Source organism: Empedobacter sp. UBA5528 (genome assembly GCF_002426075.1).
GTDB lineage: Bacteria > Bacteroidota > Bacteroidia > Flavobacteriales > Weeksellaceae > Empedobacter > Empedobacter falsenii_B.
Genome location: NZ_DINY01000039.1, coordinates 1 through 23762, shown reverse-complemented (window position 1 = coordinate 23762; position 23762 = coordinate 1). Strand labels below are relative to the sequence as shown.

The 23762-nt window shown below is 31.3% G+C and carries 19 protein-coding genes and 2 tRNA genes; 12 read left to right on the top strand and 9 right to left on the bottom strand.

Annotated elements, in window-relative coordinates:
- Nucleotides 1-122: 122 nt before the first annotated feature.
- Both B4L98_RS08825 and B4L98_RS08820 read left to right on the top strand, forming a co-directional pair.
- Nucleotides 123-196 (top strand) — tRNA-Asn (locus tag B4L98_RS08825).
- 121 nt (nucleotides 197-317) lie between these two features.
- Nucleotides 318-788, top strand: coding sequence for an ecotin family protein (locus B4L98_RS08820; RefSeq protein WP_291060400.1), 471 nt, complete (start codon nucleotides 318-320; stop codon nucleotides 786-788).
- Nucleotides 789-840: 52 nt separating this feature from the next.
- Here B4L98_RS08820 and B4L98_RS08815 read toward each other — a convergent pair whose 3' ends face one another.
- The 3 genes from B4L98_RS08815 to era all read right to left on the bottom strand — a co-directional run bounded on the left by B4L98_RS08815 (nucleotide 841) and on the right by era (nucleotide 3955).
- Nucleotides 841-2085: a DUF445 domain-containing protein gene (locus B4L98_RS08815; protein ID WP_291078040.1), complete on the bottom strand. Its 1245-nt coding sequence runs from the start codon at nucleotides 2083-2085 to the stop codon at nucleotides 841-843.
- A gap of 84 nt (nucleotides 2086-2169) precedes the next feature.
- On the bottom strand, nucleotides 2170-2958 hold the full coding sequence (locus B4L98_RS08810; RefSeq protein WP_291078038.1) for a universal stress protein: 789 nt from the start codon (nucleotides 2956-2958) through the stop codon (nucleotides 2170-2172).
- 109 nt (nucleotides 2959-3067) lie between these two features.
- Nucleotides 3068-3955, bottom strand: coding sequence for a GTPase Era (gene era, locus B4L98_RS08805; RefSeq protein WP_038334822.1), 888 nt, complete (start codon nucleotides 3953-3955; stop codon nucleotides 3068-3070).
- Nucleotides 3956-4177: 222 nt separating this feature from the next.
- On the opposite strand from era, the gene B4L98_RS08800 reads away from it, so the two are divergent.
- Nucleotides 4178-4447: a hypothetical protein gene (locus B4L98_RS08800; RefSeq protein WP_291062346.1), complete on the top strand. Its 270-nt coding sequence runs from the start codon at nucleotides 4178-4180 to the stop codon at nucleotides 4445-4447.
- 58 nt (nucleotides 4448-4505) lie between these two features.
- Here the strand turns inward: B4L98_RS08800 and B4L98_RS08795 are convergent, their stop codons facing one another.
- A complete protein-coding gene (locus B4L98_RS08795; protein ID WP_291078036.1) occupies nucleotides 4506-5549 on the bottom strand; it encodes a hypothetical protein in 1044 nt (347 codons plus the stop codon).
- Nucleotides 5550-5722: 173 nt separating this feature from the next.
- Here B4L98_RS08795 and scpA point away from each other — a divergent pair, with 173 nt between their 5' ends.
- The 3 genes from scpA to B4L98_RS08780 all read left to right on the top strand — a co-directional run bounded on the left by scpA (nucleotide 5723) and on the right by B4L98_RS08780 (nucleotide 11239).
- The gene (gene scpA, locus B4L98_RS08790; protein WP_291078034.1) at nucleotides 5723-7855 is read left to right on the top strand and encodes a methylmalonyl-CoA mutase; all 2133 of its coding nucleotides are present in this window, start codon (nucleotides 5723-5725) and stop codon (nucleotides 7853-7855) included.
- Nucleotides 7856-7931: 76 nt separating this feature from the next.
- Complete coding sequence (locus B4L98_RS08785; RefSeq protein WP_038334805.1) at nucleotides 7932-8441, top strand: hypothetical protein; 510 nt, start codon at nucleotides 7932-7934, stop codon at nucleotides 8439-8441.
- A 59-nt stretch (nucleotides 8442-8500) separates the two neighbouring features.
- Nucleotides 8501-11239 (top strand): outer membrane beta-barrel protein, encoded by a 2739-nt coding sequence (locus tag B4L98_RS08780; RefSeq protein WP_286496154.1) that lies wholly within the window; start codon nucleotides 8501-8503, stop codon nucleotides 11237-11239.
- Between the two features lie 243 nt (nucleotides 11240-11482).
- Here the strand turns inward: B4L98_RS08780 and B4L98_RS08775 are convergent, their stop codons facing one another.
- On the bottom strand, nucleotides 11483-12925 hold the full coding sequence (locus B4L98_RS08775; protein ID WP_219034246.1) for a TonB-dependent receptor: 1443 nt from the start codon (nucleotides 12923-12925) through the stop codon (nucleotides 11483-11485).
- 42 nt (nucleotides 12926-12967) lie between these two features.
- Between B4L98_RS08775 and B4L98_RS08770 the strand changes: the two genes are divergently transcribed.
- Both B4L98_RS08770 and B4L98_RS08765 read left to right on the top strand, forming a co-directional pair.
- Nucleotides 12968-13750 carry an MBL fold metallo-hydrolase gene (locus B4L98_RS08770; RefSeq protein ID WP_291046347.1) on the top strand — a complete coding sequence of 261 codons (783 nt, stop codon included), beginning with the start codon at nucleotides 12968-12970 and terminating at the stop codon, nucleotides 13748-13750.
- A 60-nt stretch (nucleotides 13751-13810) separates the two neighbouring features.
- Nucleotides 13811-13891: transfer RNA gene (locus B4L98_RS08765), tRNA-Leu, on the top strand.
- Nucleotides 13892-13928: 37 nt separating this feature from the next.
- Here the strand turns inward: B4L98_RS08765 and B4L98_RS08760 are convergent.
- Nucleotides 13929-14252 carry a hypothetical protein gene (locus B4L98_RS08760; protein ID WP_219034235.1) on the bottom strand — a complete coding sequence of 108 codons (324 nt, stop codon included), beginning with the start codon at nucleotides 14250-14252 and terminating at the stop codon, nucleotides 13929-13931.
- 355 nt (nucleotides 14253-14607) lie between these two features.
- Here B4L98_RS08760 and B4L98_RS08755 point away from each other — a divergent pair, with 355 nt between their 5' ends.
- Entirely contained in the window at nucleotides 14608-16086 is a 1479-nt protein-coding gene (locus B4L98_RS08755) for a glycosyltransferase (protein WP_286496152.1), read from the top strand.
- A gap of 55 nt (nucleotides 16087-16141) precedes the next feature.
- Here B4L98_RS08755 and zupT read toward each other — a convergent pair whose 3' ends face one another.
- The gene (zupT, locus tag B4L98_RS08750) at nucleotides 16142-16924 is read right to left on the bottom strand and encodes a zinc transporter ZupT (protein ID WP_221856744.1); all 783 of its coding nucleotides are present in this window, start codon (nucleotides 16922-16924) and stop codon (nucleotides 16142-16144) included.
- Between the two features lie 159 nt (nucleotides 16925-17083).
- Here zupT and B4L98_RS08745 point away from each other — a divergent pair, with 159 nt between their 5' ends.
- Nucleotides 17084-18379: a mechanosensitive ion channel family protein gene (locus tag B4L98_RS08745; RefSeq protein WP_291046380.1), complete on the top strand. Its 1296-nt coding sequence runs from the start codon at nucleotides 17084-17086 to the stop codon at nucleotides 18377-18379.
- 15 nt (nucleotides 18380-18394) lie between these two features.
- Here B4L98_RS08745 and B4L98_RS08740 read toward each other — a convergent pair whose 3' ends face one another.
- Nucleotides 18395-20665, bottom strand: coding sequence for a DUF2339 domain-containing protein (locus tag B4L98_RS08740; RefSeq protein WP_291071100.1), 2271 nt, complete (start codon nucleotides 20663-20665; stop codon nucleotides 18395-18397).
- A gap of 117 nt (nucleotides 20666-20782) precedes the next feature.
- Here B4L98_RS08740 and porQ point away from each other — a divergent pair, with 117 nt between their 5' ends.
- Together porQ and cmk are read left to right on the top strand one after the other, a co-directional pair.
- Nucleotides 20783-21808, top strand: coding sequence for a type IX secretion system protein PorQ (porQ, locus tag B4L98_RS08735; RefSeq protein WP_291071098.1), 1026 nt, complete (start codon nucleotides 20783-20785; stop codon nucleotides 21806-21808).
- A gap of 51 nt (nucleotides 21809-21859) precedes the next feature.
- Nucleotides 21860-22546: a (d)CMP kinase gene (cmk, locus tag B4L98_RS08730; RefSeq protein ID WP_291078031.1), complete on the top strand. Its 687-nt coding sequence runs from the start codon at nucleotides 21860-21862 to the stop codon at nucleotides 22544-22546.
- Here the strand turns inward: cmk and B4L98_RS08725 are convergent.
- Nucleotides 22536-23465 carry a glutaminase gene (locus tag B4L98_RS08725; RefSeq protein ID WP_125350733.1) on the bottom strand — a complete coding sequence of 310 codons (930 nt, stop codon included), beginning with the start codon at nucleotides 23463-23465 and terminating at the stop codon, nucleotides 22536-22538. The genes cmk and B4L98_RS08725 overlap by 11 nt on opposite strands.
- Nucleotides 23466-23762 lie beyond the last annotated feature (297 nt).

Below are 23762 nucleotides of genomic sequence, written 5' to 3'. Positions count from 1 at the left end.
TTTCTGATTCATTTTCAAAGAGTTGTCTATTAATGCGACTTGTAGAACGAAAAAAAATACTTTTAAGATTTGGAAGTAATAAAATTTGCTCTATATTTGCAACACAATATCGATAACGATACTCCTCCTTAGCTCAGTTGGTTAGAGCATCTGACTGTTAATCAGAGGGTCCTTGGTTCGAGCCCAAGAGGAGGAGCAAAAAAGACAATCAATTTGATTGTCTTTTTTTATTTCACAAATATTTAACATTTCCTCACACAACCATTCACCTAACTTTTGCATCTTACTAATAGAAAAACAAATAAAATCAGATTAGTATGAAATTTAGAAAAGTATTTAGCGTTTTAGCATTATTAATGGTTATGGTAACATTCGCACAAAAAAATATGAAAATAGATTATTCAATGTATCCAAAAGCAAAAGATGGATATGAACAGAAAATTATCACTTTAAAACCACAAGCCAATGAAGAAAACTATTTAGTTGAAATATTTGCTGGGAAAAAAACAAAGGTTGATTCTTGTAATCAATTTTTCTTAAGTGGAAATTTTGATCAAAAAACTGTTGATGGTTGGGGTTATGATTATTTTAATTTCGAAACTGATGGAAATATATCAGGAACTTTAATGGGATGTTTTGACAATAAATCTGTCGAAAAAATTGTACATGCTCAATCTTTGCAGACGCGTTACAATAGCAAATTACCAATCGTAGTTTACGTACCAAAAGGCTATACTTTAGAATATAGAATTTGGAAAGCAGATGAAAAACTTAACATAGTTAAGTAATATTTATAGTTGTTAATTGAAAAAGCTCGAGAAATTCTCGAGCTTTTATATTTTAATGAAATACCAATTGCGTAATCGTGTAAATAACTAAACCAACAAGTCCTCCAACCAACGTTCCGTTAATCCGAATAAATTGCAAGTCTTTCCCAACTTCCAATTCTAGCTTTTCGCTCAACTCTTTTCCTTCCCATTTATCAACGGTATTACTAATCAAACTTTCTACTTCTTTGACATTTCGTAAAATCATACGGTAAATAAAATGACGCACCCAACCATTAATCTTATCAATCATTTCTTGGTTATCGTTCAAATTCTCGGTCAATTTTATTATATTTTTTTTAATGTAAACTTGCATTGCAGAATTATCATCATCAAAACTTTCAGTCAAATTTTGTTTAATCGCCAACCACAAATCCAAAGCATAATCATTCAATCGTTCTTTTGTGATAAAATCATCTCGAAGCGATTCTAACCTAAATTTCCAATCGGGAGATTCTTTTATATTCTGAATATTTTCTCGGATAATTCGTTCGATATTATGACGAATTGGATTCTCTTTGTCCGCTTCAACCTCATCCAAAAAACTAACCACGCCTTCCACTACTCCTTTCGATATTTTTTTACCAGCAAAAAATGAAATGACAGGATGTTTTTCATTTAATTTATCTTTAATAATCAAATCACTTTCTAAAATATACTCTTTCGCTTTTGGAATGATTGCTTCTAAAATTTCGTCGTGTTTTTCCTTTTCTAAAATATACTCTAAACTTGATGATACTAATTCAGGTAAATCAAATTGTTTCAAAATTTCATCACCTTTCAAGGTTATAAAATCAACGACATCTTTATCATTTAAATCTTTGACAATTTTCTTGGAGAAATTAATCAATTCTTCTTGCAACATTTCTTGATTCGTAGCTTTATTCAACCAATCTGCTGCATATTTTACAACTTCTAATTTCTCGATATATGGACGAATTGTAGATGGTGTCAAAAAATTCTCAGTTACAAACTGTCCCAAATTATCTCCAATCGCATTTTTACTATTTTCGATCAAATTTGTATGCGGAATTTTAAGCCCAAGCGGATATTTGAACAAAGCCGTAACCGCAAACCAATCGGCAAGTGCACCAACCATTGCTGCTTCGGCAAATGCTTCCACATATCCAATCCATTTCGCAGGTGAATGTTGACTTAGATAAACCATCAAAAAGTAAATAAAAGCCATCAAAATGAATAATCCTGTTGCAATTGCTTTATGTTTTTTGAGGTTTTGTATTTTCTGAAGTTCCGTCATAAAAGTGTTTTAAGAAATTTGTTGCAAAAATTTAGCCAATCAAAAAAGCGGAGAATTCTCCGCTCTAAGTTTTATGTTTTTAATTTATTTACTTTCCTGAAAAACCAATAATGCTACATTTGCACTCGACAATAATCGTTGGCTATGGTTGATTGTAAATAATCTTTCGAAAGATGATAATTCACGATGAACAACGCCTAAAACATCAATGTTATTTTTTGTACAATAATTGATTAAGCCTCCTTCTACATCTTTGCTCGGTTCAATTGTAATCATCGCTTCAGGATATTCTTCTTCCCATTCTTTTTTCACGCTTAACATTTGTGGAGTAATCGATTTATCATCAACATGTACAATGTTCAACAATTTATCGTAACGTTTTGTCACTTCTTCCATTTGTGCCAAAGCTTTTGCTTCTTTTAGATTAAATAATGTAGCGTAAGCAAAATTTCTTTCTTCTTTAAATTTTACATTATTTGGAACAACCAACACAGGCGCAGGCGAATTGTTAATGACATTTACGGTATTAGAGCCAAAAAACTTTTTACCTAAACTATTTTGTCCATTCGTTCCCATCACCACATATTGTATATCGTCTTTGTTGATAATATCCAAAATCATCAACAACAAATCGCCAACAACCAAAGAACTCTCTATTTTAACGTGTTCAAGATTATTTTCTTTTGCAATATTTTTAAGTTTATTGATATAATTTTCGAAGTTTTCTTCTGTAACTTCAAGATAATTTTTAAGATTTGATTGTACCGAAACTAACTTAATATCTGTTTTAAGAACTTTTGCAAGGTTTAACGCATACAAAAAAGCATTGTTCGCTGTTTCCGAAAAATCGGTAGGAAATAATATTTTAGCCATAATAATTAAATTCTAGAATAGATTTTGTTCTATAAATTTACAACTAAAATTTAGGTAAAGCCACAAAAAAGTCTTGATTTCTCAAGACTTATCTATTTTTTAATCGTTTTTAATAACCAAAACGACGCAAATCATTCTCTTTGCTTCTCCAATCTTTTCGCACTTTCACGAAAAGTTTCAAGAATACTTTTTTATCAAAGAATTTCTCTAATTCTTCTCTTGCTTCTTTTCCTACTTTCGATAAAGACTCTCCTTTATGTCCAATAATAATTCCTTTCTGAGAATCGCGTTCTACAAAAATTTCAGCTTCGATAGAAATTAAATTCAAATCTTCTTTGAAGCGTTCTGTTACTACCTCAACAGAATAAGGAATCTCTTTTTGATAGTTTAATAAAATCTTTTCGCGAATTACTTCGTTTACAATAAAACGCTCCGAACGGTCTGTTAATTGATCTTCTGGATAATATTGTGGCCCTTCTGGAATAATTGCTTTGATCTTATTAATCAACAAATCTACATTAACGTTTTCTTTAGCCGAAATAGGTAAAATCTCTGCTTTTGGTAATAATTCGTGCCAATATTCTACCGCTTCATTCAATCGATCTGGCGTAGCTGTATCAATTTTATTCAACAATAAAATAATTGGTGTAGATGTTTTTTGCAGACGTTCGAAAACTTGTTCATTTTTCAATCGTTTTTCTCCAATTTCTACAACATAAAGAATCACATCGGCATCCACCAACGATTCATTTACTGCATCCATCATTTTTGTTTGCAGTTCATAAGCAGGATCCAAAACACCAGGAGTATCCGAAAATACAATCTGATAATCTTCTCCTGTCAAAATACCTTTGATACGATGACGAGTCGTTTGCGCTTTATGTGTTGCGATAACCAAACGCTCTTTCATCAACATATTCATCAAAGTAGATTTTCCAACATTTGGATTTCCTATGATGTTTACAAAACCGGATTTAAATTTCTTTTCGTCTGACATTCTGCAAATTTAGTGATTTCTATAATATTATTTCAGATTAATATGTTGAAGAAAAGATTAATATTCTAATGAAATTTTAATTTCATAAAATTGATTTTGGTCTGTATTTTGAATAATTCTAATTAAGTTCAAAAAAATATGACGAAAGTTATGGTTTATTGAAAAATATGATTAATTTCATACATGTGTTATGGAAGATTAAATTAACCAAAATTTAAAAAAATGATGAAAGCAGAACTTATCGAAAAAGAAGAAGTAAGAAACTATAAATTTTTAGACGCGCCAAAAGACGAAGTAACGGTAGAGGCAAACAAATTGAATGGTGCAGTAAGATTAGGAAACGAATTCAAATCGAAAGCATATATTACATTTCAAACAGATCAAGGTCCTAAGAAAATTGAGACGACTGTTTGGTCTGTTACGGATAATTTTTTACAAATTAAGAATGGAGTTTTGATTCCGTTAAAATCTTTAATTGATATTCAATACTAAAAATTGTTTATTGCTTAAATTCAAAAAGGGATACGATGACATCGTATCCCTTTTTTAATTAATTATTTTCGTTAGATTCTTTCAATAATCTAATTAATTCTGCTCTAATAGCTGCTTTATCATTACTTTTCGGGAAATCTCCGATAAAAAATGTTTGTTGCGGAACTTCATAAGATTCTAATTCACTTTTTGGTATATCAACGTGTTCTGCAAATCGACTTTCTATTACCAAAGAAATTACATCTTCTGTAGATCCTTTTTTCGGAAAAGCAATCACAATAAAGTTATAATCGATATATGGTTTTAATTTTTCTTCAATCAATTCTAAATTCACCACATCTTTCCCATTCAACTTACACTCATTCCCAGAAATCCATCTAAACTTTTTCTGATCATCCGAAACAATAGCCTGTCTATATAAATTTAGTGATTCTTTTTCGTAAGGCGAATTCAAGACTAAATTACCTTTTTCATCTTCCGAAAGTTCTATTTTATCTAAAACTGTGTAATCTGTTTCATCTATTTTTTTTACTGCAATTGGAAATCCATTCGCGGTAAAAACTTGATAAAAACTTGTTTTCGTTTGATCATTCAATTTACTTTTCAAATCATTTGACAAATCATCACTTTCGATTGCAATTTTTTCGATTCTTGCCAAATCTTCAAAAGAATTTTCAATCTGTTTCTTTGTCAAATAAGCATAATTTAATGCGTATCCTATTTCGTCTTGACTTTCGTCTGTTAATGGAATCTTCACTTTATCCGAATCTTCATGACAATACAAATCAAAACCTCCTTCTATGGCTTGAACCAATGAAATTTCTCCTTCATTTTCTAAAACCGATGAACTTAAAAGTGTAGAATCTCCTTTTTTCAATCCTAAAAAATTATTTAACGAATGAAACGTTTCATTTACAAATCGAGGATCAAAATTCGATACATAAACATTATCTTCTCTCGAATAATGAAAATTAACTTTTTCTTCTTTTGAATCGATCTTTTTCATCAAATCAAAAATATCATTTTGCCATTGAAAGGTATTTTTATCCTGAAATTCACTTAAAATCTCTGGAATGTTTTTATTGTTAAAATCTAACTTCATAATAATTACTTTTGTGTGTTTTTAATTTACTGATAATCAAATTAAATCAATAATTTTACCAAAAAACTCGATTAAAATGTTTTTTCAACTTTTGTTGACAAAAAGTTGAAAAAAGCAGTTTCAAAAATTGGTAATTTTATAAAATTTAATGGATAATTATTTATCTTAGCAAGATGAATCACAAAACAGATTTTTCGAATTTAAGATTTAAACGAAATCTAAATTCTAATCCATCACATATAGAGTCATTTGAATTAGATAGTTTACAAGTCAAAAGTGATTACAATTACGATGATGTAAAAAATCTGAAACAGATTAACTTTTTACCCGGAGTTGCCCCATATTTACGCGGTCCTTATACGACAATGTATGTTCGTCAACCTTGGACAATTCGCCAATATGCAGGTTTTTCTACTGCAGAAGAATCGAATGCTTTTTATAAAAGAAATTTAGCTGCTGGTCAGAAAGGGCTTTCTGTTGCCTTTGATTTGGCTACTCACCGCGGTTACGACTCAGATCATGAACGTGTTGTAGGAGATGTAGGTAAAGCTGGCGTTGCGATAGATTCTGTAGAAGATATGAAGATTTTGTTCAATGAAATTCCATTGGATAAAATTTCGGTTTCGATGACAATGAACGGAGCTGTTCTTCCTATTTTAGCTTTTTACATTGTAGCTGCAGAAGAGCAAGGTGTTTCGCAAGATCAACTTTCTGGTACAATTCAGAATGATATTTTGAAAGAGTTCATGGTGCGTAATACATACATTTATCCGCCAACTCCTTCAATGAAAATTATTGCAGATATTTTCGAATATACTTCTCAAAAAATTCCTCGCTTCAATTCGATTTCTATTTCGGGTTATCACATGCAAGAAGCTGGAGCTACGCCTGTTTTGGAAATGGCTTATACTCTTGCAGATGGTTACGAATATGTAAAAACTGGTTTGGAAGCAGGATTGAAAGTTGATGATTTTGCTCCTCGTTTATCATTTTTCTGGGCGATTGGAATGAATTTCCCTCAAGAAATTGCAAAAATGAGAGCTGCTCGTATGTTATGGGCAAAATTGATGCAAGAATTTGAGCCTCAAAATAAAAAATCATTAATGTTGAGAACGCACTGTCAGACTTCTGGTTGGAGTTTAACAGAGCAAGAACCTTATAACAATATTGGTCGTACAGCGATAGAAGCGTTAGCTGCTGCTTTAGGAGGAACGCAGTCTTTGCATACCAATGCGTTGGACGAAGCAATTGCTTTGCCAACAGATTTCTCGGCTCGTATTGCGCGTAATACACAAATCATTTTACAAGAAGAAACTCAAATTTGTAGAACGGCTGATCCTTTTGGAGGAAGTTTTATGATTGAATCTTTGACAAATGAAATGGCAAATCAAGCGTGGGAATATATACAAGAAGTTCGCGAATTAGGTGGAATGACGCAAGCTATAGAAGCTGGAATTCCTAAAATGCGTATTGAAGAAGCAGCTGCAAAAAAACAAGCCAAAATTGATTCTGGTGAAGTTGCAATTGTAGGTGTTAATGCTTATCGCTCGAAAATAGAACAACAAGAGTTCGAAATTTTAGAAGTTGACAACACAGCTGTTCGTCAAAAACAAATTGATCGATTAAATCAAATTAAGGCCGAGCGTAATAGCGAAGCTGTTCAAGATATTTTAGCGCAATTAACAAAAGCTGCTGAAACTGGCGAAGGAAATTTATTAGAATTATCTATCGAAGCGGCTCGTCGTCGTGTTACGTTAGGTGAAATTTCTGATGCATTAGAAGCCGTTTTTGGTCGTCACAAAGCGATTACAAGAGGAATTCAAGGAGTTTATGCTATGGAAGCAGGTAAAATGAATAAATTTGAGGAAGCTCGTAATTTAGCTGATGAGTTTGCAGAAGAAGACGGACGTCGCCCTCGTATTATGGTGGCAAAAATGGGACAAGACGGTCACGATCGTGGTGCGAAAGTCGTTGCAACATCTTTTGCGGATATGGGATTTGATGTGGATATTTCTCCTTTGTTCCAAACGCCAGCAGAAGTTGCGAAACAAGCTGTAGAGAATGATGTTCATATTTTAGGAATTTCTTCTTTGGCAGCAGGTCACAAAACATTGGTTCCGGAAGTTGTGAAACAATTGAAAGAATTAGGTAGAGATGATGTTTATATCGTAGTCGGAGGTGTTATTCCGCGTCAAGATTATGATTATCTTTATCAAAATGGTGCAGATGCAATCTTTGGTCCAGGAACAAACTTGGCGGAATGTGCCTGCGAAATTTTAGAGAATTTATTGAAATCTTATAAATAAATCTATTTTAGTATGAGTATTCCTGTCTATTGACAGGAATATTTTTATATTTATACCACACAAACCTTAAAGCGAAATGAATAAAACTCTTCGAAATATTATCTTAATCATCTGTACAATTTTTATTATATGGTTTATTGGATACTTTCTGATTGGAGATTTTATCAGTTTAGAATTCGCGAATCATGATTTTGCGAAACTATTTCCAAAGCTTTTAACATTTGCTGCGGCAGTTAGTATTTATGTACTTTTTCTACTTTCTATCAAAAAGAAAGACGGATGGAGTTTTATGAATGTGATGAAATTTATCTTTGGAATTATCTTCGGATTTCTTCCACTTCTAACCTTCGAATATTATAGTATTGGAAGTTGTACAAATTGGAAAATTGATAAAAAAATTCAAAAAACGCTTTATAAATCCAATTCTTCTGATTCAGAAAAAATTGTTTTAATCGAAACATTTTGTCCTGAATCTAACCTAAAAACAACTCAGGTAAAGCGAATTGTAGAAATTACACCTCTTTTTATCACAACTTCTGAAATTGATCTAAATAAAATTTCGGATAAAAGTTGGAAAAAACTTTAATCAAAATTAAACTTTGCTCAAAATTTGATGTCTAACAGATGAAGAAACCAATTCATCTCATGACAAAATATATTCTATCATTTCTTTTTAGTTTGATTACAATTTTTTCTTTTGCACAAGAAAAAGTCACAATTACAGGAAAAGTAACGGATGTGCTTAATTTTCCTTTAACTGATTCTGAAGTTATTTTAGGCAACAAAGTCGATTCTGCACAAATTTCTACTACATCTACAAATGATGATGGTACGTTCAAAATTGAAGTTAATCTACAAGATAAACCTGTTTATTTAATCATTGATGATCCTTTAGAAGGCGTTTTCAAACAAAGTTTCGAATCCATCAAAAACAATATTGATCTTGGAATAATTATCATTAATCCGATGATTTATGATTTAGATGAGGTTGTGGTAACAAATGTGGAACCTATTGTTGTAAAACAAGATACAATCGAGTATAATGCTGATTCTTACAAAGTAAAACCGAATGCAAATTTGGAAGCTTTGTTGAGAGAATTACCAGGTTTTGAGATGGATGACAGCGGAAATATTACGGTAAATGGAAAAGATGTTAATGAGATTTTGATTGATGGTGAACCATTTTTTGGAACGGACGGAAAAGTTGCGTTAGAAAATTTACCTGTAGATATTATCAAAAAAATTCAGGTTTCGGATTATAAAACGAAAAATGAAAAATTCTCTGGGGAACGTTCGAAATCGAATAAGTCTTCGCTAAATATTACCTTGAAAGAAGATAAAAAAAAAGGTTATATGCTCAAAGCCACGGCGGGTTATGGAACGGATAATCATTACGAAGGCAATTTGATGGCGAACTATTTTAAAGATAAAAAGAAAATTAGTTTGATTGGTTCTTCGACAGATATTGCAGCTTCTGGAATGACAAGCGGTGAAGGTTCGCGTGGTCGTGGTGGAATGGGAAGAAGAGGTTCTGATGGTGTAATAACAAATACTTCAATTGGATTGAATTATAACGATCAATTAACTGATAATTTGAAAATTGGAGCTGATTATCGTTTGAATCATTCCTTTACGAAAAACGATCAATATCAACATGTAGAAAACTTTTCTCCAAAAAATATTTATACTTCTGATGCGAATTCTAAAACTAAAAGTGAAACGTATGGTCATAATTTTGGAACAAATTTAGAATGGACGAAAAACAATACAAAAATTTATTTTTATCCATCGTTTAGTAATTCTTCGTCTACAAATTCATCAATTTCGGATAGTAAAACATATTCAGATTTGGGTGATTTGAGAAATCAAATGAATCAAACTTCAAATGGAAAATCAAGCTCGAATACATTTAATACATTATTATCACTTAATCAGAAATTCAAAAATAAATCTTATTTAGACTTTAATTCAAGTATTTCGATTGGTAAAACAGATCGAAATTCGTTCATCAATTCGACAACTTTATATACAAATGATACTATTGCGGATATTTATAGAAACATCAATGAGAAAAATATTTCGAAAAATAATCAATACAATTTTGATGTAAAATATACGTATCCAATTACAGATTCTTTGAAAATCGCCGTTGGTTCTGCTTATAATTTAACCGATTCTGAAACCAATAATAGAACGTGGAATTATAATGATGTAACGGGAGAATATGACAATTTGAACAATGATTTGACGCGTTTTTATTCAACCAAATTGAATGAATTTAATCCGTATGCTCAATTATTATTGAACAAAAATAAAATTTCGGCAACAGTTCGTTTTGGAGCAAACATCTACAATCAACAAAATTTTGGAACGTTTAAAGCAGATGATTACAGCTCAACTCAGAACAAAACTTTACCAGATATTTCGGGAAATATTCGTTATCAAAACGGAAACAACTCACTTTCCTTAATGTATAATTATCAGACAAGTTTGGCTTCGACATCACAAGTTTTACCAATTTTAGACGAAACTGATCCGTTAGATGTTTTCAAAGGTAATCCAGATCTTGATCCCAATAAAGCACATCGAATCAATTTGATGTTTAGCAATTTCGATCGTAAAACTCGTCAAGGATTTAATGCTAACTTAGGTTATACGTACAACGAATCAAATATTGTGAATTACACAGAAATGGATTATTCGATTTATAAACGAACAACAACATATGAAAATGTAAAAGGAAATTATCGTCTGAATGGTAACTTTTTCTTTAATAAACAATATCAAAAAGGGATCAATAAATTTAGAGTAAATGTAGGAATGTCGGCGAGTTATGCTTTAACGCAAGGTTTTAGAGATGCGGTGAAATATGAGCAATACAATACAACTTTATCACCTACATTGAGATTAAACTGGGATTATGGTGATTATTTAACGATTTCACCTTCTTATCGTTTGAACTTCACAAATTCTAAATATGTCAATTACTCAATTGATAATCAAAATAATATTACGCACAATTTCGGAATTAAAACTATTTCTACTTTTCCTAAAAATTTGACTTGGACAAATGATTTCAGTTACAATTATAACTCGAGAATGGCAGCAGGTTTCAAGCGTGATTTCTTTTTGTGGAATACAAGTTTGATGTATCGTTTCTTCGATGATAAATTGGAGGCTGGTGTTAAAGTTTACGATTTATTGAATCAAAATAACAGTTATACGCGTACAATTACAGCGGAATCAACAATCGATCAACGCAATAATATTCTGACTCGTTTTGTGATGTTCTCGTTAACATTCAACTTAAATCAGTTTGGTGGAAAATCTACAAAAGGTGGAGACGGAGACCGACCAAGAGAAGGCGGAATGCGAAGAATGTAAATGCAGTAGTAAAATAACAAAAAAACGGCTCAATTTTGAACCGTTTTTTTTGTTAATTATCTTTATCAACTCCTGTTTTTTTCTTGTATTTTTTGATAATATTCTTCTTCTACTTTATCAAATTCTGATATCGAAATTACTTTTCCTTTCGTGGGTTTTGTTTTGTCATGTTGAATTTATTTCAAAATCGAATATTGTTTATGATGAGAATGTGAAACGAATTCAGATTGATATACGAATAATTTATTCTAAAATATATTTCAATTTATAGCCAAACATTCCACGATCTTTGATCATGTCAGCAACACCTTCTGGACATTCATTTTCCCAATCTTGCTCAGCATTTGCAATTTTTTCTAAAATTCGACGCGAATAAGAATCTAAATAACCTCTGTTGTAATTCAAAATATCTTGAATTCTTCCATTATACAAGAAATATTTGTACAATTCGTGTACGCTATCACTTACTTGTAGATTTTTCGACGTCAACAAAATATCTTTTTCTTTGTCTAAATATGGATACAAATAAACTTTTACATTTTTCTTGAATAATTTTCCGAAAGCTTCCATGATTCCGCCAGGTAAATCGGCATAATATTGCTCATTGAAAATTTCGACCAAATTATTAACACCCATCGCTAAACCAACTTTGGTTTGATTTCGAGTAAATTTCGAGAAATAATCAACTAATTTATAATATTCAGAAAAGTTAGAAATGATAACATTGTAACCTAAACTACCAATAATATCAGCGCGATCTAAAAAATCTCGTTCATTCAATTCGCCTTCAAAACCAGAAGCAATCAAGTTAGAAAGCGTAATCTCAAATAAAATTTCGGTATTATCTGTTCTAACATCATCTTCTTGTTTGAAAATTTCTAAACCACCTTTGAACATATCCATATTTACATTCATAAAAGGACGGAAAGAGCCACGAACAGCGAAGATATTTTTCTTGTATAATAAATCGGCAGGTAAAATATTTTTTCCTTGTGGATTGAAAACCGCAACATCAGTCATTCCATTTTTAACCAATTGAAGCGACATCAAACGATTATCAACATATTTGAATTGTGGTCCACGGAAATTAATCATGTCAATTTCTAATTGATCTTTATCCAACGTATCGTATAAAGATTTTATTAATTTTCGGGGATTATCGTAGTAATAATAAGCGCCATAAATCAAATTAACACCCAAAACACCTAAAGTTTCTTGTTGCAATTGAGCCGTATTTTCTTTGAATTTTACATGAAAAATAATCTCGTTTGCTTTTTCATCTTCTGCATTTAACTTGAAACGTAAACCTATCCAACCTTGACCTTCATTTTTCTTTGAATAATCAATTGTTGTTACCGTATTTGCGTAGGTGAAAAATGCTTTTTCTTTGTAGTGATCGTGGACTAGACGCTCTTTCATCAATTCCATCTCATGATCCAACATTTTTTTAAGGCGAGCTTGTGTCACATAACGACGATTTTCTTCTACACCATATATAGAATCGGACATTTCTTTGTCATAAGCACTCATCGCTTTTGCAACAGTACCCGAAGCAGCACCTGCGCGATAAAAAAAACGAACGGTTTCTTGACCTGCTCCAATTTCTGCAAAAGAACCGTATATTTTCGGATTCAAATTGATCTCTAAAGCTTTTTGTTTAGGAGTAAGAACTTGTTCTAATGCCATATTTTAATTTCAAATAGTTTGTGGTAAATTTACCAAATCATTATGGCTAAATCAAATATAAAAATACATTTTTTAGGAACAGGGACTTCACAAGGAATTCCGATTATTGGTAGCGATCATCCGGTATGTTTGTCAACAAATCAAAAAGATAAACGTTTGCGTTCTTCTTTGTTGTTAGAAAAGGATGGAAAGATTATTACGATAGATAGTGGACCAGATTTTAGACAACAAATGTTACGTTATAATGCGCATAGATTGGACGGAATCCTGTATACACACGAGCATAATGACCATGTTTTAGGATTGGATGATATTCGCCCGTTGGTTTTCAAATCTGGAGAAGATATGAATGTCTATGGTTTGAAACGAGTGTTGGATGAATTACATAATCGATTTCCATATATGTTTGCTGAACATAAATATCCTGGAGTGCCAACGGTGATAGAGAATGTTGTAGAAGATGAAAAATTTTTGGTTGTTGGATTTACGATTGAACCAATAAAAGTTTTGCATGGACCTTTGCCTATTTTGGGTTATTTGATTGATGATAAAATTGCTTATTTGACAGATGTAAAAACAATTCCGACAGAATCGCTTGAGAAATTACGTGGAGTAGAAGTTTTAATCATTAGTGCGCTACGAGTAGAACAAGAACATTTTTCGCATATATTATTAGATGAAGCCATACGATACTCGGATTTGATAGGTGCAAAGCAGACATATTTTACACATATTTCGCATCATTTGGGATTTCATGATGAAGTAGAGGAAAAATTACCAGAAGGTAAACATTTGGCTTACGATACGTTAGAAATAATTCTGTAAAAAGTTTAAAAAATAGTTGGAAAAATAAATAAACTAACATTATATTTGCAGTCCATAAAGGCTCGGATGGCGGAATTGGTAGACGCGCACGACTCAAACTCGTGTTCCTTTGGAGTGTGGGTTCGATTCCCACTCCGAGTACTAAGCAAAAGCTCGAAACATTAGTTTCGAGCTTTTTTTATTTACATTCTCCTTTTTGTATAATTTTTACTTCAAATTTTCGGGCTCTATCATCTATAAAAGTAACTTCGTTTTCATAAAATTCAGGAAGTTTGTAATGCGTATTATCCAGCCAACCACCATTTGGCCAATCAATTTTATGCAGATAATTATTTTTCGTTGTTATAGTTACTCGATATGTCTTTGTTGACTTATTCGTTTTAACCTTGACATTTGCGCAATATTTTCCATCTTCAATGTGATCATTTATATTATGAAAATCTGAAGATGAGGAACAACTATAAATAATAGTAAAGCAAAAAAGTAAAAGTATATTTTTCATCATCTTTTTATTTAATCTTTGCTTAACAATCTATTGATATTCTGTTAAGCTTTGAATTTAATTTGCTGCATACATTTGCAGTAACAAAATCCTCATGTGTTAATTTATATCATTTCTCAAAATTACTTCTCTTTTCGGGAAGTTTTTTTGTTTTTATTAAGAAATCAGATTAAAATGTAACGTACTATACGCCTAATTTTTAAGTATAATACATATTGAAATTTTATTAATAATCAGTCGTTTATAAGTGTTTTATTTTTAATAAAGATTTAACTTCTTGAGTTTTATATTAACGTTAGGTGGCATAGTAGTTGTCATTTTATTCACTTTTTAATTAAAACTTAAAATTACTCAGATGACTAATATAGATTCAAAAAAAAATCTGGCAAACACGATTTTGTTATCCACCACGGAGCCTAAAACAGTGTTAAAGGTTATTCGATCGGATGAACATGAAAAAAAGTCTTTAAGAAATAAATTCATAGAGAGAATTTCTAAAAACTGTCTTACAAAGAAAGATTATCTAGTAATTGCTACAACTTTTGTGATTATGCTAACTTCTATTCTTTTTTTGTTTATTTATAAAAGTGAATTTCTACAATGGCATAGCACTAAATTATCTACCTGGTGGGGTGTTATTATTTATAGCCTTGGATTGGCACTTCTTATTCTTAAAACTTCTTTTCTTTTTTATTTAGGCTATTTATTCATAAAATATAAACCGGTCAAAAATGTTGCTGATGTAGATTTACCAACTTGTACCATTATTGTTCCGGCGTATAATGAAGGAAAATTAGTATATGATACTTTGTTAAGTTTAGCTGATAGTAATTATCCATCCGAAAAATTACAGATCTTAGCCGTTGACGATGGGAGTAAAGATGATACATGGAAATGGCTTCTTGAAGCGAAGAAAGTATTAGGAGATCGCGTTACACTTTTTCAACAGCCAAAAAATATGGGAAAACGTCATGCATTATATAAAGGATTCAAAATTGGAAAAGGGGAAGTTTTTGTGACGGTTGATAGTGATTCTATTGTAGATGAATCTACGCTTAGAAACTTGTTAAGCCCTTTTGTAGTGAATGAAAATTGTGGTGCTGTCGCTGGCAATGTTCGTGTATTGAATAAAGAAAAAGGTTTGATTCCAAAAATGTTGAGTGTTAGTTTTACATTTAGTTTCGAGTTTGTGCGATCTGCTCAAAGTGTGTTAGGTTCTGTGTTTTGTACACCTGGAGCTTTAGCAGCTTACAGAAAAGATGTTGTACATAATTGTTTGGAAGAATGGATAAATCAATCTTTTTTAGGGCAACCAAGTACAATCGGGGAGGATAGAGCTTTGACAAATATGATTTTGAAACAAGGTAAACATGTCTATTTTCAGAAAAATGCAATGGTTTATACCAATACTCCAGAGCGTTATAAGAATTTATACAAAATGTTTATTCGTTGGGAGAGAAGTAATGTTCGTGAGAATATTATGATGACAAAATTTGCTTTCACCAACTTTAGAGAAGGTTCTACAGTAGGAACTCGTATAATTCTGATGATGCAATGGATAAAATTAATCATGGCAATTCCATTATTTTTAATTTTAATCTTTTTTGTCGCAACACATCCAATTTTATTCATCACAAGTACATTGTCTGGCGTTTTAGTTTTTTCAAGTATTCAGATGATTTTTTATGCAAAAAAATACAATTTTAAAGAAGCTTTATTAGCATACGTTTACAGTATTTTCTATATGTTCACGCTTTTTTGGATTACGCCTTATGCCATTGTAACAGCAGGAAGAAGTGGTTGGTTAACGAGAGAATTACCTCAGGCAACTTAAAATTTTAAATATTAATTCATACAAAAACTTCTCTCATTGGGAAGTTTTTTTGTTTTTACATAAAAAGTAAAAGACTAACAGCCATTACAAACATTCCGATTACAATTCCGTAAGTTGATAATTTTTTTCCAGCGTATTCGTTTGCGGTCGGAATTAATTCATTAATCGAAATATAAACCATCATACCTGCGACACTTGCGAAGATTGCTCCGAAAATTGATTCATCAAAAAATTGTAACAATACAAAATAGCCAATTAATGCGCCAATAGGTTCTGTTAATCCTGATAAAAAGGAATATAGAAATGCTTTTTTTCTATTCTTTGTAGCGTAATAGATTGGTATAGCAACGGCGATTCCTTCTGGAATATTATGAATAGCAATAGCTGAAGCTATAGAAATTCCGTAAGTTGGATTTTCTAATGCTGACAAAAAAGTTGCTAATCCTTCAGGGAAATTATGAATTGATAAAGCTAAAGCAGAAAACAAACCCAAACGCAATAATTTCTGATCGTTTGTCTCTGTTTTATTTTCATCGCAATGATGATGAGGCAATATTTTATCGATTAAAATAATGATTAAAATTCCTGCAAAAAATCCCAATAATGTATAAGTGTAACCTAATTTTTCTCCAAAAACACTTGATAATGATAATTTAGCTTTTGTTAAAATTTCTACAAAAGAGACATAAAGCATTACACCAGCAGAAATTCCCAACATTACGCCTAAGAATTTTGGATTGAATTTTTTGTATAATAAACATAAAATACTTCCTATTCCAGTGCTAATTCCGGCAAGAAAGGTTAAACTAAAAGCAAATATTAACGGATTTGAAAACATTAATTTTAATAATTAAGTTAGATTAATCTAACAAATATAATCTTTTCATTGTTTTGAACCAAGATAAATTAAGAAACCAACAAATTTCAATGTAATTTATCAGTTGTTGTAAATTATGAAAAGGATAAACTTATTTTTGTTGTATTAGTTTTTATTCAGATGGAACTTTTAGACGAAAATATTCAAAGCGATGTGTATCGCTCAATGCTCGAAATGATTGCCAAATTGGGACTTTCGAGTTATTCTACCACAATAATGACAACAATTGTTCTATCAATTTTGTTAGTTATTATATTGTATGCGATCGATTTTTTATTGCGAAAAGTGCTATTACTTGTTTTAACAAACTTTATTGCAAAAAGTAAAACAAAGATTGACGATTTATTAATCAAGAACAGGGTTTTACAATTCGCAACACATATTGTTCCTGTAATTGTCGCCAAAGAAGCGATCCCACTTATCTTCAAAGGATTTCCTAATTGGATCAAAATTGCGATGCAAATTACAGATATTGCATTGGTAATTGCTGTTGGATTGTTGTTTAATGCAATTTTTAAAACGTTCAGGGATTTTCTTCGAGGTAATAAATCTTTTTCGGATAAACCAATTGATAGTTATCTGCAAGTGATGAATATTTTAGTTTTCTTTGTTTGCGGAATTCTAATTTTTTCGATTGCGACAGGAAAATCGCCTATTACATTTTTGGTTTCTTTGGGAGCGGCTTCGGCGGTTTTGATGTTGGTTTTTAAAGATTCAATATTAGGTTTTGTGGCGAGTATTCAGGTTTCGATGAATGATATGGTGCGCGTTGGAGATTGGATTGAAATGACAAAATATGGCGCAGACGGAAATGTTACCGAGATTAATTTAGGAACGGTAAAAGTTCAGAATTTTGATAAAACAATTACAACAATTCCGACGTATGCCTTGGTTTCAGATTCGTTTCGTAATTATCGCGGTATGCAAAATGCTGGTGGACGCCGCATTAAACGTTCGATAAATATTAAAATGAATTCGATTCGATTTTTGACAGAAGAAGAAATTGAAGAATTAAAAAAAATCCGCATGTTACACGATTTTATTGTGGATAGAACGAATGAAATCAATCAATATAATGTATCGAATAAAGTTGATCCAACGATTTTGGCGAATGGAAGACGAATGACAAATATTGGTCTTTTTCGACAATATATCAAGACATATACCTATAATAGTCCAAAAATTAGAACAGATTTGATGTTCGAGGTTCGGCAACTTCAACCAACCGAACACGGTTTGCCAATTGAGTTATTTATGTTTACAAATACAACGGTTTGGAACGAATATGAAGTGATTATGGCTGATATTTTCGATCATATTATTGCGGTTGTTCCATATTTCCATTTAGAAATTTTCGAGTTACCTTCTTCGGATGATATGCGTGTCATTGCTGAAGCATTGAGAAGAAATAATTAACAAAGAAGTTGAACATTATTGTTCAGCTTCTTTGTTTTCGCTCGGTTTTTCCATCAAATTAACCATCAAATTTTTTAGTTTTTGATACATAAAAGAAGTTAATAAGATTAAAATTCCTAAAACAATAAAAGATATTATTCTGAAAATATTGCTCATTTCCCAAACATCTACGAAATATAATTTTAGAATAATCAATCCAAATAATATAATTCCAACAATAGGAAAACCTTTCAATTGTTTTCTTAATCCGAAATAAATCAATACAAATCCTAAAACTGCCCAAATAATTGGTAATAATATCATTCGGAAAATATCGGCTTGATGCGAGAAATTAGAAGAGCTTTCGTCAAGTGTTATCAACATAAAACCATTGTATTTCTCGAAACTAATCACATAAACCAAGACAAGCATGCTGATGATTTGTTTTGCTTTGGAGCTTTGGAAATCGCTACTTTTCACAACTAAATAAATAATATAAGCGGTTGGAATGAGATAACTCAAATAAAGAAAATAACTACCGATGTTATAATTTGTTTTGTTTGGTAATAATGGAATTTCGGCAAACATTGGTAAAAATAGAATGCAAAAAGCCGCAGAAATTTGTAAAACAAATTGCAAGGTATTTCCTAAATTTAGTTTTTCGCGTAGCGTTAAAATAAAAGCAATAAAGAATAATGTATAAATCAATACATAACTTACAATCATCATAAAGTTGAAATAAGGTTCGATCTGATAAATTAATTCGAACAAAATTCCTGTGTACATCAATAAAAGTGATGTTGATATGAAGATAAATTTGGAATGATTGAGCTTAAAACCTAAAAATTGTTCTTCGGTTTTGAAATCTTTCATCAAATATATATTTGCAATAGAACAAATCAATGCAATAAAACTTGTGATAAAAACATGGTTAAAAATTACGGCTAAATGTTTTTTAGTATCGATATAATCAAACCAACTAGCGCATAAAGCAATCAATAAAAATGGAAACATCGCAATGAAAAAGATTTTGAAAATGTTTTCTTTACTTTTTTTCCAAAAAAACAGTAACAAGGTTGATTCAATCGCGAAACAAATCGAAACGACATTTGCTTTAAATTGTAAGGCAACCGCAGTTGTGATAAGCGCAATGCTCAAACCGATTAAGGTATTTTGTAATAAATTATTTTTAGGTGTTTTGTAGATGTATAATGCACCGAAAGCGGTTATCAATCCAAATAAGAAAGCTATTAAACCATTGTTATTTCCAACAATAAAATAATAAACTGAAGAAATTAAAACGGTTGATAAAATGGTATTGAAAATTAGTAAAAGGCAATTCCAAACCGAAAATTCTCCTTTTTTGACGTAGTTAATTAAACTTGTAATAGTGAAAATAACGTAAAGCAAGCCAAAGAAAAGATATTGCGTTGAGATTTTAGAATTGTCGATCCATGCGATACTATATATAAAGGTAAAGCCAAATGCGATAAACGAAATAACTTGCCAATCTTTTCGCCAAGCCATGTACAGCATACTCAAGTTTAGAATCGTTAAATAACCAAACAGAAATACAAAATTGCTTTCGCCTGTACTAATCATCAATGGAGCGATAAAACCACCAATAATCGAAAAAATGGCTAAAACTTGTCGATTATATAACATTGCCATCACGATAGAAAAAATAGTCACAATTGTTAATAACCCAAAAGTGGTATTTTGAGAAAGTAAATGATATTCTCGGAAGGCAATGGTTAAGGTGAAATATAAAACGGTTAATCCGCCACCAATTAAAATGGAAGAAAAGATTTCAAAATTTTTCCGAATAAAATGAGCAATTCCAATAATTCCTAAACCAACTCCAATTCCAATCATCACGCGAAAAGTTTCGTTAATCCAATTTTGATCAATTGCATATTTTACGAAGTAAGCAATTCCTAGAACTAAGGTTACAATTCCGAAAATCGTCAAGAAATTGTCTTTGATAAATGCAATTGCGCTGTTGAGATTTTTATCAAAACTGATTTCAGTTGTTTGTTTTGGTGGAATTTTGTCAAAAATACCTTTTGGCATTTCAACTTTATGATAGGAAACAACTTCTGGTTGAGGTTCAATTTTTTTCTCTTCAACTATTTTTGGTTGCTCAACAATTGGTTTTGATTCAGTTTTAATTTCTTTCGCATCCAATTGCTCTTGCAAATATTTTAGCTTAGTTTCTTGATAATCAAGTTGTTTTTTTAGTTGCGAAACTTTATTAAACAAAATCACAATCAATACGAATATAATAATGGCAATTAAAAATTCCATAAAGTGTTTTTTAGGTAAATTGAAGTTAAGCTTTTTTTCAGAAAGCCTAAAATTTTGTTTCATACATACCAAAATCATTCTGTTTTCGTTATTCTACAAAATCTTTATTTTTGCTAAATGTTTAAAAAGCTAAGTACATTATTGTTTATCGCGCTATCGACTTCGATTTTTGCGCAAGATGGAACGCGTGTTTACGAGTTTTTGAACATTACAACTTCTCCACGTCAAGCGGCTTTGGGAGGAAATGCAGCAACTTCTTGGGATGCTGATCCCAATTCTGCTTTATGGAATCCAGCCTTGATGAATCGAGAAATGCATGGTCAATTCGGAATCAATTACGTCAATTATATTGCGGATGTAGATTTTGGAACATTTTCGACGGTTTATGAAACCGATAAAGAAAACTTTATTTCTGTTCATGGTCAATATGTTGATTACGGAAAATTAATTGGAACTGACGAAAATGGAAATGTGACAGGGAATTTCAAAGCAAATGATGCCGCAATTACAGTTGGTTATGCACGTGTTTTGGGCGATTATTGGACAGTAGGAGCAAATTTAAAATACATTAATTCTACAATAGAATCATATAAATCCTCGGCAATTGCTGGAGATATAGGTCTTTCGTACCACGATTTCGATAAAAATATCAATGTTTCGTTGGTTGTGCGCAATATCGGTCAACAAATTCAAACGTATAATGGCAAAAAAGAAGACATGCCAACGCAAGTTAATTTGGGAATTTCTCATCGATTAGAACATGTTCCGTTAGAATTTACGTTTTCTTTGCACGATTTACAGAAGTTTGATATTTCCCAACCTTATAATAAAAACGGACAAGAAGTTTCTGCTGGAAGAAAAATGATTGATCACCTTTCGGTTGGAGCAGAATTATTTCCAGAATCAGATTTTAATATGCGTTTAGGTTATAATTTCAAACGTGGAAATGAATTAGCAGCCGAAGGAATTCGCTCTTTATCTGGTTTAACGTATGGTTTTGGAATCCGTATAAATGCTTTTCGATTCGAGTTTAGTCATGCGAATTACCACAAGTCTGGAGGTTCTAATCACTTTGGTTTGATTCTCAATTTAGACCGAATTATTCAAGGTCGAGATTATTGGAGAAGTAATCCTTGGCTATAAAAACTTTTCAAACAACTATAAAATCTTATCTTTGTCTTCAATTCTATATAGATGAAAGAAAATTTAATTATTGCAATCGATGGATATTCTTCTACAGGAAAAAGTTCGATGTCAAAAATTATTGCAAAAAATCTTGGTTATACACATATTGATAGTGGTGCAATGTATCGCGCTGTGACTTTGTATGCGTTTAAACATCAGTATATTGTCGATAATAAAATTGATGAGCAAGCATTAATAACCAATTTATCTGATATCAAGATAGAATTTCAACAAGATCTTACAACTCAAAAGAATCTTACCTTCTTGAATGGTGAAAATGTAGAAGTTGATATTCGAACGATGGAAGTTTCTAAAATGGTTAGTCCAATTTCTGAAATTCCTACTGTTCGCGATTATTGTGTTGCACTTCAACAGCAAATGGGAAAAAAAGGTGGTATTGTAATGGATGGTCGCGATATTGGGACAACAGTTTTTCCTAATGCAGATATCAAAATTTTTGTCACAGCTTCACCAGAGGTTCGTGCGCAACGTCGCTTTTTAGAATATCAACAACAAGGGAAAAATATTCCTTTGGATGAAGTGTTGAAAAATGTGAACGAAAGAGATTATATCGATTCTCATCGCGCATATTCTCCACTTCGTAAAGCTGATGACGCAATAGAAGTCGATAATTCGAACATGAATTTAGAAGAAACGGTGAATAAAGTGATGGAGATTATTAATTCTAAAAAATAGAATCCTCTGTTGCGGTTGTAAATTCTTCCAAAAATTTCATTCCTCGATAGGAGTTTCCTTTTAAGTTTAATTTAGGGCTCCAAACTGAAACAATGTAATATTTGGGCATAATTGCAACAATTCCTCCGCCAACACCACTTTTTCCTGGTAATCCAACTCGAAAAGCAAATTCGCCAGATTCATCATAGAAACCGCAAGTTTGCATAATAGCGTTGATTCTTTTTGTTTGACTAATGTTGAAAACTTGATAATCATCAAACAAGTTTTTTCCTTTATTGGCCAAAAAAGAAAAAGTTTTACTCAATTCCATACACGACATTTCAATCGAGCAGATATAAACATACAAATCTAGAACTTCGTCAGGAGAATTATGAATGTTGCCCAATGATTTGATAAAATTTGTCAAAGCTGCATTACGATAAGCGGTAGAAAATTCACTTTTTGCAATTTTATCAGAATATTGAATAGAATAATTACCAGAAACCTTTTTAATAAAATCCAAAAAATATGCTTTCGGATCATCACAAATATCAATTAAGATGTCGCAAACCACTAAAGCACCTGAATTAATAAATGGATTTCTAGGAATTCCTTTGTCAGTTTCTAATTGCAACAATGAATTAAAAGGAGTTCCCGAAGGTTCTACATCAACTCTTTCCCAAATTTTCTCGCCAATTTCTCTATAAACTAAAGCCAAAAGCAACACTTTTGAAATACTTTGAATCGAGAATTTTTCTTCACAATCACCAAATCCAAATTGAAGTTGATCCGTAAACAATAAAGAAACTCCAAATTTCTTGCCGTCTATTTTAGATAATTCTGGTATATAGTTAGCTGTTTCACCTAAATTCTCTTCTTCAATTACTTTTAGGTAAATCTTATTTATTATCTCAAAATATTCTTTTTCTTTCGAAATCATCGCGCATATTATATATAGTATGAATGTAAATCTATTTTACATGTTAAACAAAATTAAAAATTTATTTATTTTTTTGAATAAACCATTTTCGCTTTGAGACAATTCCTCCCGAATAGTTCCTTCAAAAGTATCCATTTTGCTTTTCTTGAACAAAAGAAAAGCAAAACGTCTAATCATTTTATGAGTTTAAAAGGTATTCTTGAGTAATTAACAAGTTTAATTTTCCTGTCCTTTCGAGCTTGTCGAGAAATCTATCTCGTTATAATTTTGTGCTATAAAAAGAGCTTTTCTCGTCAA

Coding starts and splice junctions, on each gene's coding strand:
- B4L98_RS08795 (WP_291078036.1), bottom strand. CDS start 5,549: ATGAAGTTAGATTTTAACAATAAAAACATTCCAGAGATTTTAAGTGAA.
- B4L98_RS08810 (WP_291078038.1), bottom strand. CDS start 2,958: ATGGCTAAAATATTATTTCCTACCGATTTTTCGGAAACAGCGAACAAT.
- B4L98_RS08760 (WP_219034235.1), bottom strand. CDS start 14,252: ATGAAAAATATACTTTTACTTTTTTGCTTTACTATTATTTATAGTTGT.
- scpA (WP_291078034.1), top strand. CDS start 5,723: ATGAATCACAAAACAGATTTTTCGAATTTAAGATTTAAACGAAATCTA.
- B4L98_RS08815 (WP_291078040.1), bottom strand. CDS start 2,085: ATGACGGAACTTCAGAAAATACAAAACCTCAAAAAACATAAAGCAATT.
- era (WP_038334822.1), bottom strand. CDS start 3,955: ATGTCAGACGAAAAGAAATTTAAATCCGGTTTTGTAAACATCATAGGA.
- B4L98_RS08820 (WP_291060400.1), top strand. CDS start 318: ATGAAATTTAGAAAAGTATTTAGCGTTTTAGCATTATTAATGGTTATG.
- B4L98_RS08780 (WP_286496154.1), top strand. CDS start 8,501: ATGACAAAATATATTCTATCATTTCTTTTTAGTTTGATTACAATTTTT.
- B4L98_RS08740 (WP_291071100.1), bottom strand. CDS start 20,665: ATGGAATTTTTAATTGCCATTATTATATTCGTATTGATTGTGATTTTG.
- B4L98_RS08770 (WP_291046347.1), top strand. CDS start 12,968: ATGGCTAAATCAAATATAAAAATACATTTTTTAGGAACAGGGACTTCA.
- cmk (WP_291078031.1), top strand. CDS start 21,860: ATGAAAGAAAATTTAATTATTGCAATCGATGGATATTCTTCTACAGGA.
- zupT (WP_221856744.1), bottom strand. CDS start 16,924: ATGTTTTCAAATCCGTTAATATTTGCTTTTAGTTTAACCTTTCTTGCC.
- B4L98_RS08785 (WP_038334805.1), top strand. CDS start 7,932: ATGAATAAAACTCTTCGAAATATTATCTTAATCATCTGTACAATTTTT.
- B4L98_RS08775 (WP_219034246.1), bottom strand. CDS start 12,925: ATGGCATTAGAACAAGTTCTTACTCCTAAACAAAAAGCTTTAGAGATC.
- porQ (WP_291071098.1), top strand. CDS start 20,783: ATGTTTAAAAAGCTAAGTACATTATTGTTTATCGCGCTATCGACTTCG.
- B4L98_RS08745 (WP_291046380.1), top strand. CDS start 17,084: ATGGAACTTTTAGACGAAAATATTCAAAGCGATGTGTATCGCTCAATG.
- B4L98_RS08755 (WP_286496152.1), top strand. CDS start 14,608: ATGACTAATATAGATTCAAAAAAAAATCTGGCAAACACGATTTTGTTA.
- B4L98_RS08800 (WP_291062346.1), top strand. CDS start 4,178: ATGATGAAAGCAGAACTTATCGAAAAAGAAGAAGTAAGAAACTATAAA.
- B4L98_RS08725 (WP_125350733.1), bottom strand. CDS start 23,465: ATGATTTCGAAAGAAAAAGAATATTTTGAGATAATAAATAAGATTTAC.